Source organism: Dorea sp. AF36-15AT (assembly GCF_003477705.1).
Lineage (GTDB): Bacteria > Bacillota > Clostridia > Lachnospirales > Lachnospiraceae > Claveliimonas > Claveliimonas ammoniilytica.
Genome location: NZ_QUDV01000002.1, coordinates 245115 through 265133, shown reverse-complemented (window position 1 = coordinate 265133; position 20019 = coordinate 245115). Strand labels below are relative to the sequence as shown.

Genomic DNA, 20019 nt, shown 5'->3' with positions numbered 1-20019 from the left:
TCCTAATTAAAATTTCAGTTCAACCGGCTTCTGAGCCTGCTGCTCGTGCTCCGGTCCTGCATATACATGAAGCTTCTTGATCATAGATCTTCCGAGAGGTCCCTTTGGAAGCATTCCCTTAACTGCCAGCTCGATAACGCGCTCTGGTTTCTTATCCAGCATCTCTGCCAGAGTAGTCTCTTTCATTCCTCCAACATAGTCAGAGTGATTGTAATATACCTTCTGGCTCAGTTTCTTACCAGTTACTTTAACTTTCTCAGCGTTAACTACGATTACGTAGTCACCTGTATCAACATGCGGTGTGAATTCCGGTTTGTTCTTTCCTCTTAAAACCTTTGCTACTTCTGATGCCAGACGTCCTAATGTGCAATCTGTTGCATCAACTACATACCATTTTCTTTCAATCTTATCTGGATTAGCCATATAAGTTTTCATTGGTTTCCCTCCTGTGATTCATTACATTGCTTATTTAACAATTAACTCTATCGAAATCAGATGCTTCCGGGGCTTTGGAGAGCATTCTGTTTCTCCCATCGTCATACTGATTTATTATATTATACGTTTTTTTGCATGTCAAGCTTTTTCCGTATATTTTGTGGTACTATCTACGCACAGAAAAGACCTGCCACTCTTCTGACCAGATGAGAGGCAGGTCTTTCCTATATTAAGCTAATAAACCTTTAACGTAACTGTTCTTAAGTTATCACCTTTTTCCACAATTAATCATTTCCTACGATCTGAAGATCTTTTGGATACTTCGTCAGCACCTCACATCCATCCTCTGTTACTATAACCAGATCTTCGATCCGGACTCCCACATCATCTTTCAGATAGATTCCCGGTTCGATGGAGAAACACATTCCAGGCTCTGCGATCAGATCACAGGATGGGCTGGCCTCCGGCGGTTCATGAACAGTCATGCCCACGCCATGTCCGGTTCGTGTCAGGAAATACTCTCCATAGCCGGCATCTGTAATGACTTTACGTGCCACTGCATCTACATCCGACATTTTCACTCCAGGCTTTACGAAATCTATTGCTGCCTGCTGTGCCGCTTTTACAATCTCATATACTTTGCGGTGCTCTTCACTGCAGCTCTTATAGAATACTGTACGTGTCATATCACACCAGTAATTATTAATCGGTGCCCAGAGATCAAATAATACTGCATCTCCCTCTTTCAGCATTTCTCCGGCAACTGCTCCGTGATGTGGCTCTGCTGCATTTTTTCCATAGCATACATACTGTAACTGCATGTCCTGAACCGCACCATGCTCTTCAAAGAATTCTTCGATCATGTTGGACAGTGTCAACTCATCAAGACTCGGATCAATATGCTTAATTCCAAACTCTACTGCCATGTCATTAATATTAGCCGCATGCCGAAGTGCTTCTTTTTCCGCTTCATCTTTGTGTGATTTGCAAACGTCGATTGGATCAGAACCAAGTACCGGAATAATATCATCACGTTCTTTCAGTACAGAAATCGTATGCTTGGAAGCCCAATTTTTATCAAATCCAACCTTTCCCGGAGCCAGCTCATCTGCAATCAACTTATATGGATTCTCTCCATCTGCATAATAGTGCATTGTCATGCCATCAATCGGCTCAAAGCAAAACAGATTATTCATAAATGCATGTACTTCTCCGTCATCCTTCAGAAGAATTGCTCCGCAACGTTCCATTGGATTCACAATGCGTCCTGTCAGCCAGAAGATGGCCGGATCATCTGCAATCAGTATCTGCGTAAGTCCCTGCCGCTTCATCTCTTCCACAACTCTTGCAAATCTTTCTTTGTTCATCATAGTCTGCTACCTCCTTTTGTATTCTTTTACCATTATGTATGTCCATTTTCTATATATACTGTTTAACTTGCTTCTTCGCCTTTCTTTCTCATCTCAGCCAGTTCCATCCGTCGTTCTTTGGTCAGCTTACGGAAAATGATGATCGCTACAATTGCGATGCACAGCATACCAATAAAGGTCTTGAAGATCATCTCGTATCCTTCCAGTCCTGAGAAATGATTCAGACACCAGCCATTGTACAATGGCATAATGCTTTCTGCGCTGTATCCAAGAGGAGAGATGATAAATGTAACTGCACCCATGATTTCTACCGGATATTCGCCTTCTTCCAGAACCGCATAGTGTAATGCCTGTGCACTGTACATGAACATACACAACAATGCTATACTAATGATCAACATCCACATAAATTTCATAGAACGCGGTGTATACAGAATACCGGCAACTCCTACGATCATCAGAATAACATCTGCCAGCATCATGGTTGAAAGACCTTTTCTGTCGGCGATCTGTCCACCGATCGCACATCCCACAAAGCGGAATCCATTTGCCGCATACCCCATAATCGCTGCCAGTGCTGCAGACATTCCAAATGCTGCTGTACAATACGGCACTACATAGTTATATGTAATGATAACTCCATACGTCATGAACATGATCACGATTACACACCATGTCGTCGGCATTTTCAACGCTTTCAATACATTCTTTCCAAAGCTTGTATCCTTCTCTGTATTAGAATCCAGTGACTTCGGGAGGCATTTCAGCAATGCAAAGTATACAGCCACACCTACTACGATTGCTTCAATACCATAAAAGAGAATCAGCCCTGTCATGCCGTTTGCTTCGCCGACTTTTTTCGTAACAGCGGTAAATGCTGCCAGAATCACAAGTCCTGAAAGGAAGTTCAAGATTCCTCTTGTCATATCAAACAACGCATAGCCTCGTCCCTGCTCACTTGCTTTTGACAGTGCCCGCAGTGCTTTCATACACGGATTCCAGAATGTCATAATAGAGGTAACACCCCATAATGCATAGATTCCTACATGAATCGGAAATGCCGGTTTCAGAAGAAGCACGAACGCTCCGAGTCCTGTTACTACCAAGGATCCAGATATCGCAAGCTTCAGAGATACCCGGTCAGCTACCCAACCGCCCAGACAATATCCTACGATTGCAAGCACTCCATAGATGCTTCCCAGTGTTCCCATCTGCAGATCGTTGATTCCAAAATACGAAACATACGCATCGTAATAATAGTAACGGAAGTATGGAAGCAGATACACACTCATTCCAGCCAATGCAACTAACATGATGACAACTCGATTTTGTTTATAACCACGTGTTTCCATATAATCACCCTTTCTCTCCGGTCTCCTGTTAAACTACTTATCCTGATATAAGAAATACTTATGCGCAACTCAGTATTTATCTTGATAAAAGATTATCATTCAGGTTCATATTTATCAAACCGGTGATTTTTTCCTCTATGGAAACTTTTAAGACTTTTTTGTCTAATCCAGAAAGAAAGATTGTATTTTTAGAAAATACTGTACATCAGTCTATTATTGTCTTAGTAATTTCAAAAAAATCTTTCCTTTTTGGAAATATATGGTATATTAGTTATTGTAGCAGTCTATCTGTTAAGGAAAAATATTGTAAATATCTATATACTAAGGAAGTGATTATATGGCAATCAATACTGTGCATACGCCGGCGGAACACGTTGCCCAGAGAATCCGTATGTATCGCACCAGACAGCATATGACCATCGATACTCTGGCACGCAAGCTCCATGTAAGCACATCTACCATTTCGAAATACGAGAACGGCCGACTTGCATTAAATGTAGCTACATTGTTTGAAATTGCAGATGCATTGAATGTATCGGTAAATCAGCTGACGGATTACCAGGCTCCCGGCAAGCCACGGCTTGAGAAAACAGACGAGCGCAGTTTTTTCAAGCGTTCCAATATCTTCTATATGTATCAGTATTTTGCAATTGACCGCAAGATTTACCCTTGTGTACTGGAAGTACAGGCGAATCCGGAACACGATTACGATGACATCATTCTTTACTACGATGTCGCTGACGAATATAATTATACTGATGCGCAGTACATTTACAAAGGAACTATGTTTGTTCACGACTTCATCACCAATATCTACTGCAAGAATCCATATAACGAAAGTGATGACTTGTCCATCTGCGCCAAAGCGACATTTTCTTTAAAGAATACAACAACCGGACTGCTGATTGCCTTATCGCAGTCACTGCGTAATCCTTACGCGATCAAAGTGATTTTTTCGCTGAATCCGCTGCCTATGGACGACACGCTCCGGGCTGAACTTAGCATCTCAGATAAAACAACTCTTGCAGAGCTGAAGCGTGTAAACTCCTTAGTCATTTATTAAACATACGAAAAGAGGTTATTATTATGTGGGCTTATAATAGTGTATTTTATCAGATCTATCCGATTGGCTTCTGCGGTGCACCATATGCCAATGACGGCATCTGCGTTTCTCGCATCCTCAAGATCGGAGAATGGGCTGATTATTTAAAAGAACTTGGTGTTGATGCCATCCTGCTGAATCCGATCTTTGCTTCAGACAATCATGGCTACGACACCAGAGATTTCCGTACGATTGACTGTCGTCTTGGCACGAATAAAGATTTTGCAGATGTCTGCCGGATACTGCACGAACACGATATCCGCATTGTGCTGGATGGCGTATTTAATCATGTAGGAAGAGGATTCTGGGCATTTCGCGATGTGCAGGAAAAGAAATGGGATTCTCCATACAAAGACTGGTTTCACATCAGCTTTGACGGCAACAGCTGCTACAACGATGGATTCTGGTACGAAGGCTGGGAAGGACATTATGAATTAGTGAAACTGAACCTTCAGAATTCGACCGTGACCGATTATCTGCTGGACTGCGTGCGCGGATGGATCGAGGAATTTGATATTGACGGGCTTCGTCTGGATGTAGCGTACAGCCTAGATCATAACTTTATGCGCAGTCTCCGACATTTTACCAACGAACTCAAACCAGACTTTGCACTGATCGGAGAAGTTTTATTCGGTGATTATAATCTGATCGCGAATGATGAAATGCTGCACAGCTGCACCAACTACGAATGCTACAAGGGCATCTACTCCAGTTTCAATTCTATGAACATGTTCGAGATCGCACATTCACTGCACCGCCAATATGGTCCGGACCCATGGTGCATTTACCGCGGCAAGCATCTGATGAACTTTGTAGACAACCATGATGTCACCCGACTCGCTTCCATTCTGACGAACAAAGAACATATACGCCCGGCTTATGGTCTGTTAATGGGTATGCCTGGCATTCCATGTCTCTATTATGGCAGTGAATGGGGTGAAGAAGGTACAAAAGCACCAGACAATGATTATGCACTGCGGCCGTGTTTCGATACACCAAAGCCAAATGAACTGACAGAATTTATCGAGAAGCTGATTGCCATACGGCAATCGAGTGATGGTCTATGCAATGGCAATTACCGCAATGTAGTTCTGACCAACCATCAGTTAATCTTTGAACGCGCTTCTGAAAAAGAACGGATTCTGGTAGCAATTAATGCATCCAGTGATCATTACACTGCTTACCATGGTGATCTGAATGGCACGGCAACAGAACTTTTAAGTGGTAATGCGATAACGTTGAACGGACAATTTGACATGGCACCTTACAGTGTCAATTATCTGAAATTCTAAAAACATATCTGTTGTGGACAACTATATATAATACGAGGCTGTGACTAATCATTCGTTTTGATTACTAATCAAAAGTGTTTGATTAATCACAGCCTCATTTCATACATATATCAGCAGATGCCTGCGGATCACTCCGCACTTTTCACTGGCATCTTATTTCATTACTACTTTACGGAAGTTCTTCTTGCCTTTCTTTACTACCAAACCTTTTCCCAATGTATCTGCTGTATAAGAAGTCTTGATATCTCCGACTTTCTCACCTTCAACAGTTACACCGCCCTGCTGTACAGCACGTCGTGCTTCTGCTCTTGATGGAACCAAGCTACTCTTTACAAGAATACTCAGGATATCGATGCTTCCGTCTGTCAGATCCTCTGATGTCAGTTCTGTTGTCGGCATGTCTGCTGCTGCACCCTGACTGAACAATGCTTTCGCTGCTGCCTGTGCCTTCTCAGCTTCTTCTTCGCCGTGCACCAGTTTTGTCAGCTCATAAGCCAGAATCTCTTTTGCTGTATTAAGCTGCGCACCTTCCCAGCTGTCCATCTTGTCAATTTCTTCCAACGGAAGGAATGTCAGCATGCGGATACATTTGAGCACGTCAGCGTCTCCTACATTTCTCCAGTACTGATAAAACTCAAACGGAGATGTCTTCTCCGGATCAAGCCACACAGCACCGCTCTGTGTCTTGCCCATCTTCTTGCCTTCTGAATTCAGAAGCAGCGTAATGGTCATCGCGCTCGCATCCTTGCCAAGCTTACGGCGGATCAATTCTGTACCTGCCAGCATATTGCTCCACTGGTCGTCACCACCGAACTCCAGATTACATCCGTAATTCTGGAACAGCTCGTAGAAATCATATGCCTGCATGATCATGTAGTTAAACTCCAGGAAGCTGAGTCCCTTTTCCATTCTCTGCTTGTAACACTCTGCTGTCAGCATACGATTAACCGAGAAGTGTGGTCCGATCTCGCGCAGTACATCGATATAGTTCAGATCCAGAAGCCAGTCAGCATTGTTAACCATCAGCGCCTTGCCTTCTGAAAAATCGATAAACTTGCTCATCTGCTTCTTGAAGCAGTCGCAATTGTGCTGGATCTGCTCTGGCGTCATCATGCTTCTCATATCAGATCTTCCAGACGGATCTCCGATATATCCTGTACCACCACCAATCAATGCAATTGGCTTATTTCCTGCTTCCTGCAGTCTCTTCATCAGGCACAATGCCATGAAGTGACCCACATGCAGACTGTCTGCCGTCGGGTCAAATCCAATATAAAATGTTGCCTTTCCATTGTTAACCAGTTCTCTGATTCTCTCTTCATCAGTCACCTGCGCGATTAGTCCGCGCGCCTGAAGTTCTTCATAAATACCCATAATCTTCTCCTTTTTTTATTACTCACCACCTGAAGAGGTGGGAGTCTTCTCGACTGAGATAAAATAACCCATCCTTATCTCTCGATAAGGACGGGTCTATACTCCGTGTTACCACCTTAATTCACCATCAGTTCACACTGACAGCCTCTGTGGCTGCATTCACAGCTTCTGCGCGTAACGTGCGCCAGCGTCACAGTCTACTTAAATCTCACATCAGATTCTGCCTTTTCATATCTATCTGAGATTCTTTCGTTGTGCAGCTCCGAGATGTATTCACACTACTTTCCTTCATGCGCCTCTCATCAACCGGCAACTTTCTGTATGGGTGCAAGCAATGTTACTTTTTCTCTTCTTCGCTTTTCCACTATTGTTTAAAAGATTAACCGATTTCCAGTCTCTTGTCAAGACCTTCTATTCCGTTCACCGTCTGGCAATGCACCATCAATTAATCAATACTATACTTCCTGCGGTACTCATCCAGAATCGGTTTGTGTGTCTTCACCTGTGCAAGCATTTTCTCCTTAGTCTGCATATCCTGTTCTTCATCCAGAATAGATGAATGAATATGCATATCCGGATCATTCTCTTCCATCTTGATCACTGCTGTAACCGCACCGGTACAATGCGCTGTAATACGTTCAAAGCTGTTCAGTAATTCATTAAACGCTGTACCCTGTCTCAGTTCACAGTCTCCGTGACTCAATCTGGTCACGTGACGCATCTTCATCTCTTCTGCCAGCGCTGCTACTACCAAAGACAGGGATCTGACACGGTATGCCCCTTCTTCTTCACGCTCTCGAAGAGTCGTCTCCGTCAGGCTTACTGTCTCACGAACCGCTCCCATGATCACATCCAGTTCCTCAATAGCTTCTTTAGATAATTCAATATTACTTTCATTGATCTCATTGGTCACTCTGGCAACATTGGATGCATAATCGCCCACACGCTCCAGATCGCTGATGATATGCAGATACAGTGACACCTGTCTGGTCTGTGCCGTATTCATCTCACGCTTGGTAAGCTGCATCAGATACTCGCCGATCTTCGTCTCGTACTTATCAATCAGTTCTTCCTTGCTCTGAACTTTATTATAACGTTCGCGTTCATATCCATCTACCAGATCCAGTGCACGCCCAACATTCTTACGCACATTCTTAGACATGCCGCGCAGCACACGACGGCACTGTCCGATAGCAAGAGCCGGATATGCAAGCAGACGTTCTTCCAACAGATCAAAGTCTGCGCTGTCTGCCATGTCCTCCAGATCCTCCGGGCTGTCCTTGATCAGCTTACATACTAACTTCTCAATCTTCGGAATAAATCCAAACAGTACACATACAGTTGCTGCACGGAATGCGGTATTAATAATCGCGATCGCAACCGGACTCATAGTCATATCCAGGAATGGATAGTGTATAAATATATTACTTACATAAAAAACAGTTCCCCAGATTACCATACCAAACAAGTCATTGATCAGATATACCAATGCTGTTCTCTGTCCGTTCTTATTGGCACCGATTGCAGAGATCAATACCGGACAGGCTGCACCAACACCGATTCCCAGTATGATCGGGAATGCAGTCGCAAAGGTCAATGATCCGGTCACAGACAATGCCTGCAGAATACCAACTGCTGCTGATGCACTCTGTAGAATTGCGGTAAACGCAATACCGAGCAGAATACCTGCTAACGGATTAGAAAACATCGTCAGCATATTTGTAAATGCTTCGCTTTCCTTTAGCGGTGCCACAGCCCCGCTCATAGTCTGCATACCAAACATCAGAATGGAAAAACCAAGCATGATATTACCCACATTACGGTATACGGTTCTCTTGGATACCATCTTCATGACAATACCAACGATTGCTACTACCGCACTGATCGTTGCTGTCGATAAGATCTTGGCAATTCCGCTGGAACCGTTAATATAAGACAGACACAGAATCCATCCGGTAATACTGGTACCGATATTGGCACCCATGATAATACCGATTGCCTGTCTCAGCTTCATCATACCTGAGTTAACGAATCCGACTACCATAACCGTCGTCGCTGATGACGACTGGATAACCGATGTCACTCCGGCTCCAAGTGCCACTCCTTTCAGAGATGTGTTGGTCATTTTATAGAGAAACGACTCAAGCTTGTCTCCCGCAACCATTTTCAGTCCGTCACCCATAAGCTGCATACCAAATAAGAATAACGCAACTCCACTAAGCAGTGACAGCATCATCGAAAATATGTCCATAACGTCCTCCCCGACTATATAACATAGCCGCTTTATTATCCTTCTATTCTATGAATATTCCTACTTTGTCAATTTTTAATATACCATCACTTTCTACAGAAGTCTACGTTAACTTTAACAAAATGTAAAATTTGGTTTAAATCAATATAAAATAGACTGTGCATTCTCACACAGTCTATCCACTACACATTATTCATTTTCATTACCATACCGTATCTCTACCAGCACCAACCCCTGTGGTGGTGCCGTCACTCCGGCTTCCGTACGCTCTCCGGCTTCCAGGATCTCCTTCACCCGTTCTGGTGTGTAAAAACCTCTCCCCACACGGATCAGTGTTCCGGCTATAATCCTGACCATATTATAGAGGAAACCATTTCCCGTAATCCGGATACAGATATCCTCGCCATTCTGATCGATCATAATATCATACACTGTACGGACCGTATCGGACGTATTCGTTCTGACATTGCAAAAGCTTACAAAATCATGCTCTCCAATCAAATAAGATGCTCCTTTCCGCATCTGGTCTATGTCCAGTGGAAAGGATACAAATGTAGAAGTCCGCCGTTTCATAGGATTCGGCACAGACGCATTGTAAATGTGATATTCATATGTCTTTGTAATCACATCCTGATAGCGTGGATGCCAGTCATCTGCCACCTGTTCAGATCGAACAATTACAATATCCTCCGGCATTCTCCGATTCAAAGCATAAGCAAACCGTTCAGCGGGAATCGAACATTTTGTGTCAAATACCGCAACATTGCCAAGCGCATGCACGCCCGAATCTGTTCTGCTGGCACCGATCACCCGGATTTCTTCTCCTGTCAGACCGCTGATCTCCCGGTTTAGTATTTCTTCGATGGTAACTCCATTGGGCTGAACCTGCCATCCACAATAGTCGGTTCCGTCGTAAGCTACCGTCAGTTTGATTCTTTTCATATATCTGTTCTCTCCCAGGTCATTTAGAAAATCCATACATGGAAAGGAACACATCTTCCTATTATTACAACTGCCGCCACATAAAAGATCACCAGTACATACGCTGTACGGTCAACTCCGGTATAATGAAGGGGCTTCATCTTGGTACGTCCGTCACCGCCTCTGTAGCATCTCGCTTCCATTGCCATGGCCAGATCGTTGGCTCTTCGGAATGCAGATACGAATAACGGCACCAGGATCGGCACCATGCTCTTTGCCTTCTGGATCATATTACCACTTTCCAGATCTGCACCTCTGGCAATCTGCGCTTTCATAATCTTATCTGTCTCTTCCAGCAGAATCGGGATAAAGCGCAGCGCGATCGACATGATCATTGCAATCTCGTGCACTGGCACATGAATCTTATTCAATGGCTTCAACAGACTCTCGATGCCGTCTGTCAGTTCATTCGGTGTCGTAGTAAACGTCATCAATGAAGACCCTGTGATCAGATACACCAGACGGATTGCCATTAAGATTGCTGTACGCAAACCACCTTCTGTAATTGTAAAAATCCACGCATGGAACAGCACGTCTCCTTCTCTCGTAAGGAAAAGGTTAAACAACAACGTAATCAACAGTAACATCATAATCGGCTTCATACCCCGCATGATATAGCGGAATGGTACTTTTGACAGCTTTATAATGGCTATCAGGAATACTGTCGTCACAAGATATCCCAGAATGTTCTTAAATAAGAATAACGAAATCAAATACAACAGTGTTGCCACCAGCTTCACTCTCGGATCCAGACGGTGCAGTACACTTTTTGCCGGATAGTATTGTCCAATGGTAATATCTCTAATCATGAGCCATCACCTCCATAATACTGTCCGCAGCTTCTTCGATCGTAGTTGCCTCTGTATTCACATTCAAGCCATGTGCTTTCAGCTCATGCATGATATAAGTCACCTGTGGTGCTGCAAGCCCGACCTGTTCCAGTTCTTTATAGTGCGCAAATACTTTTTTCGGCACATCGTTATACATCACTTCGCCCTGGTTCATTACAATAATACGATCTGCATATTTTGCAATATCGTCCATACTATGGGACACCAGAATAACCGTCAGATTTCTTTTCTTATGAAGATATGCAATCTGATCCAAAATCTCATCACGACCTTTCGGATCAAGTCCTGCGGTCGGCTCATCCAAGATCAGCACCTGCGGTTCCATGGCAAGTACGCCTGCAATCGCCACTCTCCGCTTCTGTCCACCGGACAGTTCAAACGGCGATGCATCGTAGTATTTTTCCTTTAAGCCTACGAGCTTCAGTGCCTCTCTGGCTCTCTTCTCGCATTCTTCCTTGGAAAGTCCCTGGTTCTTCGGCCCAAAGCACACATCCGACAGCACATCCACCTCAAACAGCTGATGCTCCGGATACTGAAATACCAGTCCCACCTGATTACGAAGCGCTTTCATATTATAACCGTCTTCGTAAATGTTCTCTCCATTATAGTACAAAGCTCCACTCGTAGCCCTGATCAGACCATTCAGATGCTGGATCAGCGTAGACTTACCGGATCCCGTATGTCCGATCACACCTACAAATTCCCCATGCGGAATCTCCAGGCAGATATCTTTGAGTGCCTGTTTCTCATACGCTGTACCTGCACTATATACATAATTCAAATGTTCTATTTTAATCGACATATCGCTTCTACCAATTCTTCTTTCCTCAAAATCCCGGCTGGAATATCCAGTCCGCGTTTTTTCAATTCATCTGCAAGTATGGTCACCTGTGGCACATCCAGCCGATACTTTTTCAATGTATCCACCTGCGAGAATATCTCCCGCGGTGTTCCCTCCATTACCACATGTCCGTGATCCATGACAAATACTTTATCTGCATCAATCACTTCTTCCATATAATGCGTAATCAGTATTACCGTAACCTTCTCTTTTTTGCGCAGTTCCTCTACGGTACGAAGGACTTCCTTTCGTCCGTTCGGATCCAGCATCGCAGTCGGTTCATCCAGCACGATGCATCTCGGCTTCATGGCAATGACTCCCGCGATCGCTACACGCTGCTTCTGACCGCCGGACAGCTTATTCGGCGAATGATGTCTGTAGCTGATCATTCCGACTGCTTTCAGGCTGTCCTCCACGCGCTGCCAGATCTCATCCGTCGGCACACCCAGATTCTCCGGTCCGAATCCCACATCTTCTTCTACCACCGTCCCGATGATCTGGTTATCCGGATTCTGAAATACCATTCCCGCTGACTGCCTTACATTCCACAATTCATTCGGATCACTGGTATTCGTTCCATCTACCCACACTGTACCTTCTGTCGGCACCAGAATCGCATTCAGGTGTTTCGCCAGCGTCGATTTTCCGGAGCCATTATGCCCTAACACAGCAATAAATTGCCCCTCTTCCACTTCCAGATTCACCTGATCAATAGCGCGGTAGCTGCCGATCACATTGCCTTCTTCGTCTCTCTTTGCATATTCAAATATCAGGTCATCGGTCTGAACCATTTTCTTCATAATAGTTTCAGCCTCCTTCTCTTTATTCACGTAACAGTCTTATGCCTTCTCCGGCTCCGGATACTCAGTTCCCTGTGTATCTACTGTTACTTTTTTCATTTTCTGCTCCTGGAGCGGACGATCTCTGAAATCTGTCTGTACTGTTGCAATCTTATCCACAATATCCATACCTTCAATAATCTTACCAAATGCTGCATACTGTCCGTCAAGATGCGGCGAGTTCTTATGCATGATAAAGAACTGGGAACCTGCTGAATCCGGATGCATAGCTCGTGCCATAGACAACACACCCTCTGTGTGAAGCAGGTCGTTCTTCACGCCATTCTGAGAAAACTCGCCCTTGATCTGGTATCCCGGACCACCCATACCGGTTCCGTCCGGGCATCCGCCTTGAATCATAAATCCATTAATGACACGGTGAAAGATCAATCCATCATAGAATCCTTTCTTTACCAATGAGATAAAGTTATTGACCGTATTCGGTGCAATCTCCGGATACAGTTCTGCTTTCATAATATCGCCATTTTCCATTTCAAAAGTTACGATTGGATTTGCCATTTTATATACCTCGCTTTTTTATTTCTTTATTTCTATCCATATCGGATCACATATTGAGTCAATTGTAACACGTCACTTATGCAAAATCAACGCAAAGGATACGGAGTTCTTACATCTGTCCTGTTTCAAAAGATTTTATTAATTCCTTGTAAAGTCGGTTGTTGATTCAATTTTTTCGTGTTATAATCCTATGGGTTTGAAATATATTAATCTTATACTATATACATCGAAAGGGTGTATCTGCATGAAGAAGTTAAAAGAACTGTTTAAAAAATATAATCATGCGTGGGTACTGTTATATGCACTGATCTACATGCCATGGTTCACATATCTAGAACGCCATGTGACTGCTGATTTTTATCTGATCCACTCACCACTGGACGATTATATACCATTTGTGGAGTATTTTATCGTTCCTTATCTACTGTGGTTCGTATATCTTGCAGTCGGTGCATGTTTTCTTTTTTTCAAAGACAAAAAAGGATTCCTGCAGGCAGCCAGATTTGCGATCAGCGGCATGACCATTTTCCTGATCATCTGTACAATATTTCCAAATGGCCTGGCATTACGCCCAACCATCTTTGCTCACGATAATGTATTTGTTGATCTTGTAAAGATTGTCTACTCCACAGACACGCCGACCAATGTATTGCCAAGCATGCATGTATTCCTCTCCGTAGGTATGTGCATGGCATTGAACCGTACACCGGCACTAAAGGATAAACACGGTATCCGAATTGTCGCCGGAATCCTCTCATTTATCATTGTGCTTTCTACCATGTTTCTGAAGCAGCATTCGGTAACAGATGTAGCAGCCGCTCTGGTAATGGATGGGATTTTATATCAGCTGGTCTATGCCAGGCAGACCAGACAGGCACGCAAGCTGATGCATGAACCGATCATTTAAGTATAACGAAAGAACCTCAGGCCACATCCTGAGGTTCTTAATTTTTCTGAATTCCTTAATCTTCTATTTACAGACTTCTTGACTTCTCTGCACATGTCTGAACAGCGTCAATGATTGTTCCTCTGAATCCACACTCTTCCAGCACACGTACTGCATCAATTGTAGTACCTGCCGGTGAGCATACCATATCTTTCAACTCTCCCGGGTGCTTTCCTGTATCAAGTACCATCTTAGCACTTCCCAATACGGCCTGTGCTGCAAACTTATATGCCTGCGCTCTCGGCATACCATCTAATACAGCAGCGTCTGCCATCGCTTCGATAAACATGAATACGTAGGCCGGTGAACTTCCGCTTACTGCTGTAACAGTGTCCATCAGCTTCTCCGGTACGATCTCTACCAGACTGAAGCTTGAAAGCAGTGTTTTCACATATTCGATTTCTTCTTCCGTCATATGCTCATTCGGACATGCAGCAGTCATACCTTCACCAACCATAGCCGGTGTATTCGGCATACAACGTACGATCTTAACATCTTTACCAAACTGCTCAGCAAGCCATGAAAGTGTTTTACCAGGTGCAATTGTGATCACGATCTGATCCGGCCTGATCTTATCTTTAATACCAGAAATAACATCTGCGTAGAACTGAGGTTTTACTGACAGAAGTACTACATCAGCCTTCTCTACTACTTCGTTGTTATCTGCGGTTACATGAATTCCAAATTTCTCTTTTACACGTTCTCTACCAGGGGCAAACAGGTCAGCTCCAATGATCTCATCTGCCGGGATGACTCCTTTTGAAATGATTCCTCCCATAATTGCTGAAGCCATATTACCAGTTCCGATAAACCCTAATTTCATGACGTTACCTCCTTAATATTTGAGAAAAGTTTCATTGTATACAAATCTATAATTTGTATACAACTTGTTTTCTACAATATAACACCTCGTTAATTGCATGTCAATACTATGGTGGTAACTTTTAATAATTTTCTCCGCTTTTCTCAAAAATGTACATATCATACTTCGCTTTTCCCTGCTGAAGTGCCTGTTCCGTTCGAAGCGTCCACACTGCTACCGGAATTCTCCATAGCCATCTGCATAAAAGAACACTGCAATTCGGAAGATCCTTTAATTTGTAAGAAATAAAATCTGGTCTTCCAATCACATTCAGCATCAGATATTTTACCAGAAACCGGAGTATGTATGGATCATTCAATGGATCTGCAGTAAGGTTGGACGAAAGCTGACCTCGCAGTATCGCCGGTGCATATTTGCGATACCATTGTAACCCTAATGTATTGAATGACTGCACCAGATATTTTCCATGGTATGTCTTCAGAATATCATATGATGCCTCACAGACCCTCAGATCCCGTCCCGGTATCTTAAGTTCAACCAGAAGTGGTGCCCTGCCATCCACATATTCCAACACTTCCTGTAATTCCGGGATCCTCTCTGTCGTATTCAGCAGATGAAACTTCTGTAACTCTTCCAATGTATAATCTTCTACCTTGCCATGTTCTCCGCACATCCGCTCCAGTGTATCATCATGAAATACCACCACTTTTCCATCTCTGGTAATATGTATATCCAGTTCTATACCATAGCCATGAGCGACTGCTGCCCGAAATGCGGCCATTGAATTCTCCGGAATCAGTTTTTCCTTATTGTGATATCCCCGATGTGCAAACATCGTGCGTCGATATACTGCCATTTCTGCATTCCGGTTCTCCGGTCGGATCAACAGCAGATACAATACACCCAGTAATAACACCACGAGAAAAATATATCCTGCTGCCATTTTCTGCGCCTCCTCAAATTATCCAACAATAAGTCTGATCTTGTCCGGTTCTAATGCTGCTGTCATTTTCCGCTGCAGAAATACCGGTTCTCCATCTGTATGTACCGGCAATGCCTGCTCACTGTCAATCTCAACTTTTTTACAGGTATATGTATCAATGCCCCTGAAGCGGATATGCCATCCTTTAAATGCAGTTGGAAGCAGGCACAGCACCTTCCATTTCGGCAAACCAGATATCACCGTCACATTCAGGATATCATCACACGGATCTGCATCCGGGCAAAACTTAAATCCTCCACCTTCGAATGGATGATTCATCGCTGTCGCGAAATAAGCTCTGTCGTATTCAATCCATTCTCCATCATCCAGACGGACCCGCATCTTACCCGGTCGCAATGCAATCATGCGGGAAAGAGCAATTCCAAGATAGGTAAGCTTACCAAGATGAATCTTATTTAAGAATACCTTCATCTTAGAAATGACCGCCTGATGACATACAGCCGCGTCAAATCCGATTCCTGTGCTGACCGCATACCGTCTGGACTTTTCACCATTTTTATAAGACATGATTCCCACATTCATATCCACCATTTTCTTAGGATGCAATATCCGTGTCAGACATTCCGCAGGTTCTGCTGCCATCTTAAAATATCTGGCAAAATCATTGCTGGAACCCATCGGAATATATCCCATCGTCACCTTAGACAATTCGGTGATTCCATTCAGCACTTCATTTACCGTACCGTCACCGCCAAGTACCACAATGGTGTGTTCTTCCCCATCTGTGGTAATCTCTTCCGCAATCCGGCTTGCATGCCTCTGGTATTTAGTAAAATGTATCCGATACTCTGCCTTCTGCTCTTTCAGAAGTTGCTCGAGTTCTTTCCAGATCCTGCCGCCAAGCCCTGATCTGGCATTCGGATTCACTATAAAATCGTACATAGCTTTATCTCCTTCGTATCACGACCGCTATCATTTTGACATAGCAGTCGTTCTTCCTGTACCAAAATGATCATCCTTCAATATCTTTACTGCATGTTCATAATCTCCCTGACGCATATACTCCACAAGATCCTTCAAATGGTCATTCGTCTGCTGGATCTCCATGCCATTCTTGACCGAATGCACACCCATACGAGTAAGCTCCGACAGATTATTATGATAAATCCGATCGATCCGCTCATTTTCATAGATACTTACAATTTCCATATGAAATGCAATATCCGCAATCTCCCATGCAAATGGATCGGATGCTACCGCACACATGCGCACTACCTTTTCCTCGATACGGTAAGAGAATTCTTCATATTTTTCTGAATCAAAAATCAGCTTAAACGCCGGAAGCTCTATCAATTCTCTTAACTGATAAATCTGATTAATATCCTCTTCGGTAATCTCTTTGACCGTCATAGATTTATAATAATCAGTCACAATAAGTCCATCTGTCTGCAGCATGCGAAGCGCAGTACGTACCGGACTCCGGCTCATCCCCAGTTCCTCTGCGAGCTTCGCCTCAGTCAAAGGCATGCCCGGCGGATACGTCAGGTTCAATATATTCTGTTTGATCGTCTCATATGCCTGATCGGCAAGTGACTTTGCTTTTCCACTCATAGCTGCTCCTCTCATATCACATACTTCATATATTTTTCAAATGCTGACGGAATCGGATAACGTTGCTGGATCTCTTCCGGATGTGCAAAGATCATATCCTCTGTACAGGATTCTTCCAGCTCATCCACCTGGATCTGATACCCGATCATATGCCACTCCACATGGCTGAATACATGCTTTGCTTCGCCTGCCTCCTTTACGCGGACCGGCGTCAGCCCAATCTTTTTGCTATATTCTATCGCTTCTTCCATCGTCAGGTGTCCATCCACCCCCGGAAGTTCATATAAGCCTGCCAACAGTCCTTTTGCCGGACGTTTGCGGATACCTCTGGTCTCTCCATCCCGGAAGATCAATACCGTTCTCTTCTCAATCCGTCTGGCTGCTGCCTTCTTCTTCACAGGGAGTTCCATCTCGATGCCCTTTTTATGTGCCACACAGAACTCCTTTGCCGGACATTCCTGACACTTTGGCTCGCCATTTGGCACACAGACGATTGCCCCAATTTCAATCAGTCCCTGATTAAAATCACTGGATGCGTCTGCCGGGATCACCTGTTCCAGGAGCTTCTCCATCCGTTTTCTGACACTCTGCTTCATAATATCACGATCACTCCCGGTAATTCTTGAAATTACCCGGAGCACATTACCATCCACCGCAGGTTTTGCCAGTCCAAATGCAAACGAACTGATCGCCCCTGCTGTATAGCTTCCAATACCGGTCAGATTCAGGATCTCTTCATATGTCTGCGGAAACTCGCCGCCGTAATCTACCATGATCTGCGTTGCCGCTTTCTGCATATTGCGGACACGATTATAATATCCAAGCCCTTCCCACAGTTTCAATAACTGATCTTCCTCTGCTTCTGCCAGTGCCTTCACATCCGGCAACGCTTCCAGAAATCTATGATAATAAGACTTCACCGCCTCCACACGGGTCTGCTGCAGCATAATCTCCGACACCCACACGCGGTAAGCATCCGGATGATCCCGCCACGGGAGCTCCCGCTTATTAGCACGAAACCATGTCACTACAGGCTCCGGTAATTGCTTTAATATCTGTAATTCTTCCTGTATATTCTCATAAATCATAAATCTATCCTGCTTTTCTATATCTCCGTATTTAAGTATAACATTTTATTCCATACTAAAAAAGTCTTTCTGTACTTATAGATAATCTAAATATATCCTCACATTCATTATATTTTCAAATGACTAATCCTTCGATTTTCCCCTTGTTTCATTGTCGTTTATTTTCATTAGTGATAAAATATAGGTAATGATTAAACACAAAAGGAGATACATTATGGAATTAATTAAAGATTTGCCAGAAGTATTTGAAGAATTTGCCGAACAGCGCAAGAATTCCTTTCTGGCATTAAAGAAGATCAAAGATCAGGGCACACCGGTAGTCGGTGCATACTGTACTTACTTTCCAAGAGAGATCGCCATGGCCATGGGAGCTGTCACTGTCGGCTTATGTTCTACATCTGATGAGACAATCCCGGATGCAGAGAAAGATCTACCAAAGAATTTATGCCCATTGATCAAATCCAGCTACGGATTCGCAGTAACAGACAAATGTCCTTTCTTCTACTTCTCCGATGTAGTAGTCGGTGAGACCACCTGTGATGGTAAGAAGAAGATGTACGAGTATATGTCTGACTTCAAGAACGTCTACATTATGGAACTGCCGAACACACAGAACGAAGCAGCCCAGAAGTTATGGAAAAGTGAGATCATACGTTTTAAGGAATATCTGGAAGAGCATTTTGAGACAACGATCACAGACGAAGCAGTTAAAGAAGCGATCAAAGAAGAGAACGCTGTTCGTACCGCTCTTAAGAATCTGTACGGTGTAATGAAATACGATCCGGCACCGATCAAGGGATACGATCTGTGGAAAGTATTATACGGAAGCGGATTCAAATTTGACCGCAAAGCGATTCCTGCAGAGATCAATGCTCTGGTAGATAAAATTGAAAAAGAATACGCAGAAGGCAAGATGGAAGAAAAGAAACCTCGTATCCTGATCACAGGGTGTCCGATCGGAGGCGCTCCGGAAAAGGTTATCCGCGCTATTGAAGACAACGGCGGTATCGTAGTTGCTTATGAGAACTGCTCCGGTGCCAAATCTACTGCCGAATTAGTAGACGAAGAGAACCCTGACGTATACGACGCAATTGCCAAGAGATACCTGAACATCGGATGTTCCGTGATGACTCCGAACCCGAACCGTCTGAAACTGCTCGATGAGCTGATCGATGAGTTCCACGTAGATGGCGTCGTAGAGATGACTCTGCAGGCATGCCATACATACAATGTAGAGACACTTGCAATCCGCAGATTTGTTAACGAGAAGAAAGGTATTCCATATATCCATGTAGAGACTGATTACTCTCAGGCCGATATCGGACAGCTTAACACCAGACTGACTGCATTCCTTGAAATGCTGTAACATAATGTCAAAATCCCGCACATCACTCTGTGACG

18 protein-coding genes, 1 pseudogene and 1 other annotated feature are annotated in these 20019 nt (G+C 43.9%); of the genes and pseudogenes, 4 read left to right on the top strand and 15 right to left on the bottom strand.

The window, feature by feature from the left end; genetic code table 11:
- Window positions 1–6: 6 nt before the first annotated feature.
- The 3 genes from rplM to DWZ93_RS05495 all read right to left on the bottom strand — a co-directional run bounded on the left by rplM (window position 7) and on the right by DWZ93_RS05495 (window position 3157).
- Window positions 7–435 (bottom strand): 50S ribosomal protein L13, encoded by a 429-nt coding sequence (gene rplM, locus DWZ93_RS05505; protein WP_118452205.1) that lies wholly within the window; start codon window positions 433–435, stop codon window positions 7–9.
- 284 nt (window positions 436–719) lie between these two features.
- Window positions 720–1805, bottom strand: coding sequence for a M24 family metallopeptidase (locus DWZ93_RS05500; protein ID WP_118452204.1), 1086 nt, complete (start codon window positions 1803–1805; stop codon window positions 720–722).
- Window positions 1806–1867: 62 nt separating this feature from the next.
- Window positions 1868–3157: an MFS transporter gene (locus DWZ93_RS05495; protein ID WP_118382535.1), complete on the bottom strand. Its 1290-nt coding sequence runs from the start codon at window positions 3155–3157 to the stop codon at window positions 1868–1870.
- A gap of 337 nt (window positions 3158–3494) precedes the next feature.
- Here DWZ93_RS05495 and DWZ93_RS05490 point away from each other — a divergent pair, with 337 nt between their 5' ends.
- A complete protein-coding gene (locus tag DWZ93_RS05490) occupies window positions 3495–4220 on the top strand; it encodes a helix-turn-helix domain-containing protein (protein ID WP_118452203.1) in 726 nt (241 codons plus the stop codon).
- Window positions 4221–4243: 23 nt separating this feature from the next.
- On the top strand, window positions 4244–5551 hold the full coding sequence (locus DWZ93_RS05485) for an alpha-amylase family glycosyl hydrolase (RefSeq protein ID WP_118452202.1): 1308 nt from the start codon (window positions 4244–4246) through the stop codon (window positions 5549–5551).
- Window positions 5552–5704: 153 nt separating this feature from the next.
- On the opposite strand, the gene tyrS is transcribed toward DWZ93_RS05485, so the two are convergent.
- The 7 genes from tyrS to DWZ93_RS05450 all read right to left on the bottom strand — a co-directional run bounded on the left by tyrS (window position 5705) and on the right by DWZ93_RS05450 (window position 13207).
- Window positions 5705–6925: a tyrosine--tRNA ligase gene (gene tyrS, locus DWZ93_RS05480; protein WP_118452201.1), complete on the bottom strand. Its 1221-nt coding sequence runs from the start codon at window positions 6923–6925 to the stop codon at window positions 5705–5707.
- A gap of 83 nt (window positions 6926–7008) precedes the next feature.
- Window positions 7009–7288: a binding site (T-box leader), on the bottom strand.
- Between the two features lie 82 nt (window positions 7289–7370).
- Window positions 7371–9176, bottom strand: a complete 1806-nt coding sequence (locus tag DWZ93_RS05475; protein ID WP_118452200.1) for a Na/Pi cotransporter family protein — start codon at window positions 9174–9176, stop codon at window positions 7371–7373.
- 189 nt (window positions 9177–9365) lie between these two features.
- A complete protein-coding gene (gene truA / locus DWZ93_RS05470; protein ID WP_118452256.1) occupies window positions 9366–10118 on the bottom strand; it encodes a tRNA pseudouridine(38-40) synthase TruA in 753 nt (250 codons plus the stop codon).
- A 23-nt stretch (window positions 10119–10141) separates the two neighbouring features.
- Window positions 10142–10966 carry an energy-coupling factor transporter transmembrane component T family protein gene (locus DWZ93_RS05465; RefSeq protein ID WP_118382530.1) on the bottom strand — a complete coding sequence of 275 codons (825 nt, stop codon included), beginning with the start codon at window positions 10964–10966 and terminating at the stop codon, window positions 10142–10144.
- Window positions 10959–11810: an energy-coupling factor transporter ATPase gene (locus DWZ93_RS05460; protein ID WP_118382529.1), complete on the bottom strand. Its 852-nt coding sequence runs from the start codon at window positions 11808–11810 to the stop codon at window positions 10959–10961. The genes DWZ93_RS05465 and DWZ93_RS05460 overlap by 8 nt, the downstream gene beginning before the upstream one ends.
- On the bottom strand, window positions 11795–12640 hold the full coding sequence (locus tag DWZ93_RS05455; protein WP_442873178.1) for an energy-coupling factor transporter ATPase: 846 nt from the start codon (window positions 12638–12640) through the stop codon (window positions 11795–11797). Before DWZ93_RS05455 ends, DWZ93_RS05460 begins: the two co-directional genes overlap by 16 nt.
- A 48-nt stretch (window positions 12641–12688) precedes the next feature.
- Window positions 12689–13207, bottom strand: coding sequence for a peptidylprolyl isomerase (locus DWZ93_RS05450; RefSeq protein WP_118452198.1), 519 nt, complete (start codon window positions 13205–13207; stop codon window positions 12689–12691).
- A 244-nt stretch (window positions 13208–13451) separates the two neighbouring features.
- Between DWZ93_RS05450 and DWZ93_RS05445 the strand changes: the two genes are divergently transcribed.
- Complete coding sequence (locus DWZ93_RS05445; RefSeq protein WP_118452197.1) at window positions 13452–14114, top strand: phosphatase PAP2 family protein; 663 nt, start codon at window positions 13452–13454, stop codon at window positions 14112–14114.
- 67 nt (window positions 14115–14181) lie between these two features.
- Here DWZ93_RS05445 and proC read toward each other — a convergent pair whose 3' ends face one another.
- From proC to mutY, 5 genes and pseudogenes are all read right to left on the bottom strand, one after another.
- Window positions 14182–14976 (bottom strand): pyrroline-5-carboxylate reductase, encoded by a 795-nt coding sequence (gene proC, locus DWZ93_RS05440; RefSeq protein WP_118452196.1) that lies wholly within the window; start codon window positions 14974–14976, stop codon window positions 14182–14184.
- Window positions 14977–15097: 121 nt separating this feature from the next.
- Window positions 15098–15919 (bottom strand): glycerophosphodiester phosphodiesterase, encoded by an 822-nt coding sequence (locus DWZ93_RS05435; protein ID WP_118382525.1) that lies wholly within the window; start codon window positions 15917–15919, stop codon window positions 15098–15100.
- Between the two features lie 18 nt (window positions 15920–15937).
- On the bottom strand, window positions 15938–16861 hold the full coding sequence (locus DWZ93_RS05430) for a diacylglycerol/lipid kinase family protein (RefSeq protein WP_118452195.1): 924 nt from the start codon (window positions 16859–16861) through the stop codon (window positions 15938–15940).
- A gap of 30 nt (window positions 16862–16891) precedes the next feature.
- On the bottom strand, window positions 16892–17530 hold the full coding sequence (locus DWZ93_RS05425; RefSeq protein ID WP_118452255.1) for a GntR family transcriptional regulator: 639 nt from the start codon (window positions 17528–17530) through the stop codon (window positions 16892–16894).
- A gap of 11 nt (window positions 17531–17541) precedes the next feature.
- Window positions 17542–18657: pseudogene (mutY, locus tag DWZ93_RS05420) on the bottom strand (A/G-specific adenine glycosylase); the annotation flags it as partial.
- A 175-nt stretch (window positions 18658–18832) separates the two neighbouring features.
- On the opposite strand from mutY, the gene DWZ93_RS05415 reads away from it, so the two are divergent.
- Complete coding sequence (locus DWZ93_RS05415; RefSeq protein WP_118452193.1) at window positions 18833–19984, top strand: double-cubane-cluster-containing anaerobic reductase; 1152 nt, start codon at window positions 18833–18835, stop codon at window positions 19982–19984.
- Window positions 19985–20019 lie beyond the last annotated feature (35 nt).

Excerpts from the sequence above, each read along its gene's own strand:
- DWZ93_RS05495 (WP_118382535.1), bottom strand. The coding sequence starts at position 3,157 with ATGGAAACACGTGGTTATAAACAAAATCGAGTTGTCATCATGTTAGTT.
- DWZ93_RS05455 (WP_442873178.1), bottom strand. The coding sequence starts at position 12,640 with ATGGTTCAGACCGATGACCTGATATTTGAATATGCAAAGAGAGACGAA.
- DWZ93_RS05500 (WP_118452204.1), bottom strand. The coding sequence starts at position 1,805 with ATGATGAACAAAGAAAGATTTGCAAGAGTTGTGGAAGAGATGAAGCGG.
- proC (WP_118452196.1), bottom strand. The coding sequence starts at position 14,976 with ATGAAATTAGGGTTTATCGGAACTGGTAATATGGCTTCAGCAATTATG.
- truA (WP_118452256.1), bottom strand. The coding sequence starts at position 10,118 with ATGAAAAGAATCAAACTGACGGTAGCTTACGACGGAACCGACTATTGT.
- DWZ93_RS05425 (WP_118452255.1), bottom strand. The coding sequence starts at position 17,530 with ATGAGTGGAAAAGCAAAGTCACTTGCCGATCAGGCATATGAGACGATC.
- rplM (WP_118452205.1), bottom strand. The coding sequence starts at position 435 with ATGAAAACTTATATGGCTAATCCAGATAAGATTGAAAGAAAATGGTAT.
- DWZ93_RS05475 (WP_118452200.1), bottom strand. The coding sequence starts at position 9,176 with ATGGACATATTTTCGATGATGCTGTCACTGCTTAGTGGAGTTGCGTTA.
- DWZ93_RS05450 (WP_118452198.1), bottom strand. The coding sequence starts at position 13,207 with ATGGCAAATCCAATCGTAACTTTTGAAATGGAAAATGGCGATATTATG.
- DWZ93_RS05430 (WP_118452195.1), bottom strand. The coding sequence starts at position 16,861 with ATGTACGATTTTATAGTGAATCCGAATGCCAGATCAGGGCTTGGCGGC.
- DWZ93_RS05490 (WP_118452203.1), top strand. The coding sequence starts at position 3,495 with ATGGCAATCAATACTGTGCATACGCCGGCGGAACACGTTGCCCAGAGA.
- DWZ93_RS05435 (WP_118382525.1), bottom strand. The coding sequence starts at position 15,919 with ATGGCAGCAGGATATATTTTTCTCGTGGTGTTATTACTGGGTGTATTG.
- tyrS (WP_118452201.1), bottom strand. The coding sequence starts at position 6,925 with ATGGGTATTTATGAAGAACTTCAGGCGCGCGGACTAATCGCGCAGGTG.
- DWZ93_RS05465 (WP_118382530.1), bottom strand. The coding sequence starts at position 10,966 with ATGATTAGAGATATTACCATTGGACAATACTATCCGGCAAAAAGTGTA.
- DWZ93_RS05415 (WP_118452193.1), top strand. The coding sequence starts at position 18,833 with ATGGAATTAATTAAAGATTTGCCAGAAGTATTTGAAGAATTTGCCGAA.
- DWZ93_RS05445 (WP_118452197.1), top strand. The coding sequence starts at position 13,452 with ATGAAGAAGTTAAAAGAACTGTTTAAAAAATATAATCATGCGTGGGTA.
- DWZ93_RS05485 (WP_118452202.1), top strand. The coding sequence starts at position 4,244 with ATGTGGGCTTATAATAGTGTATTTTATCAGATCTATCCGATTGGCTTC.
- DWZ93_RS05460 (WP_118382529.1), bottom strand. The coding sequence starts at position 11,810 with ATGTCGATTAAAATAGAACATTTGAATTATGTATATAGTGCAGGTACA.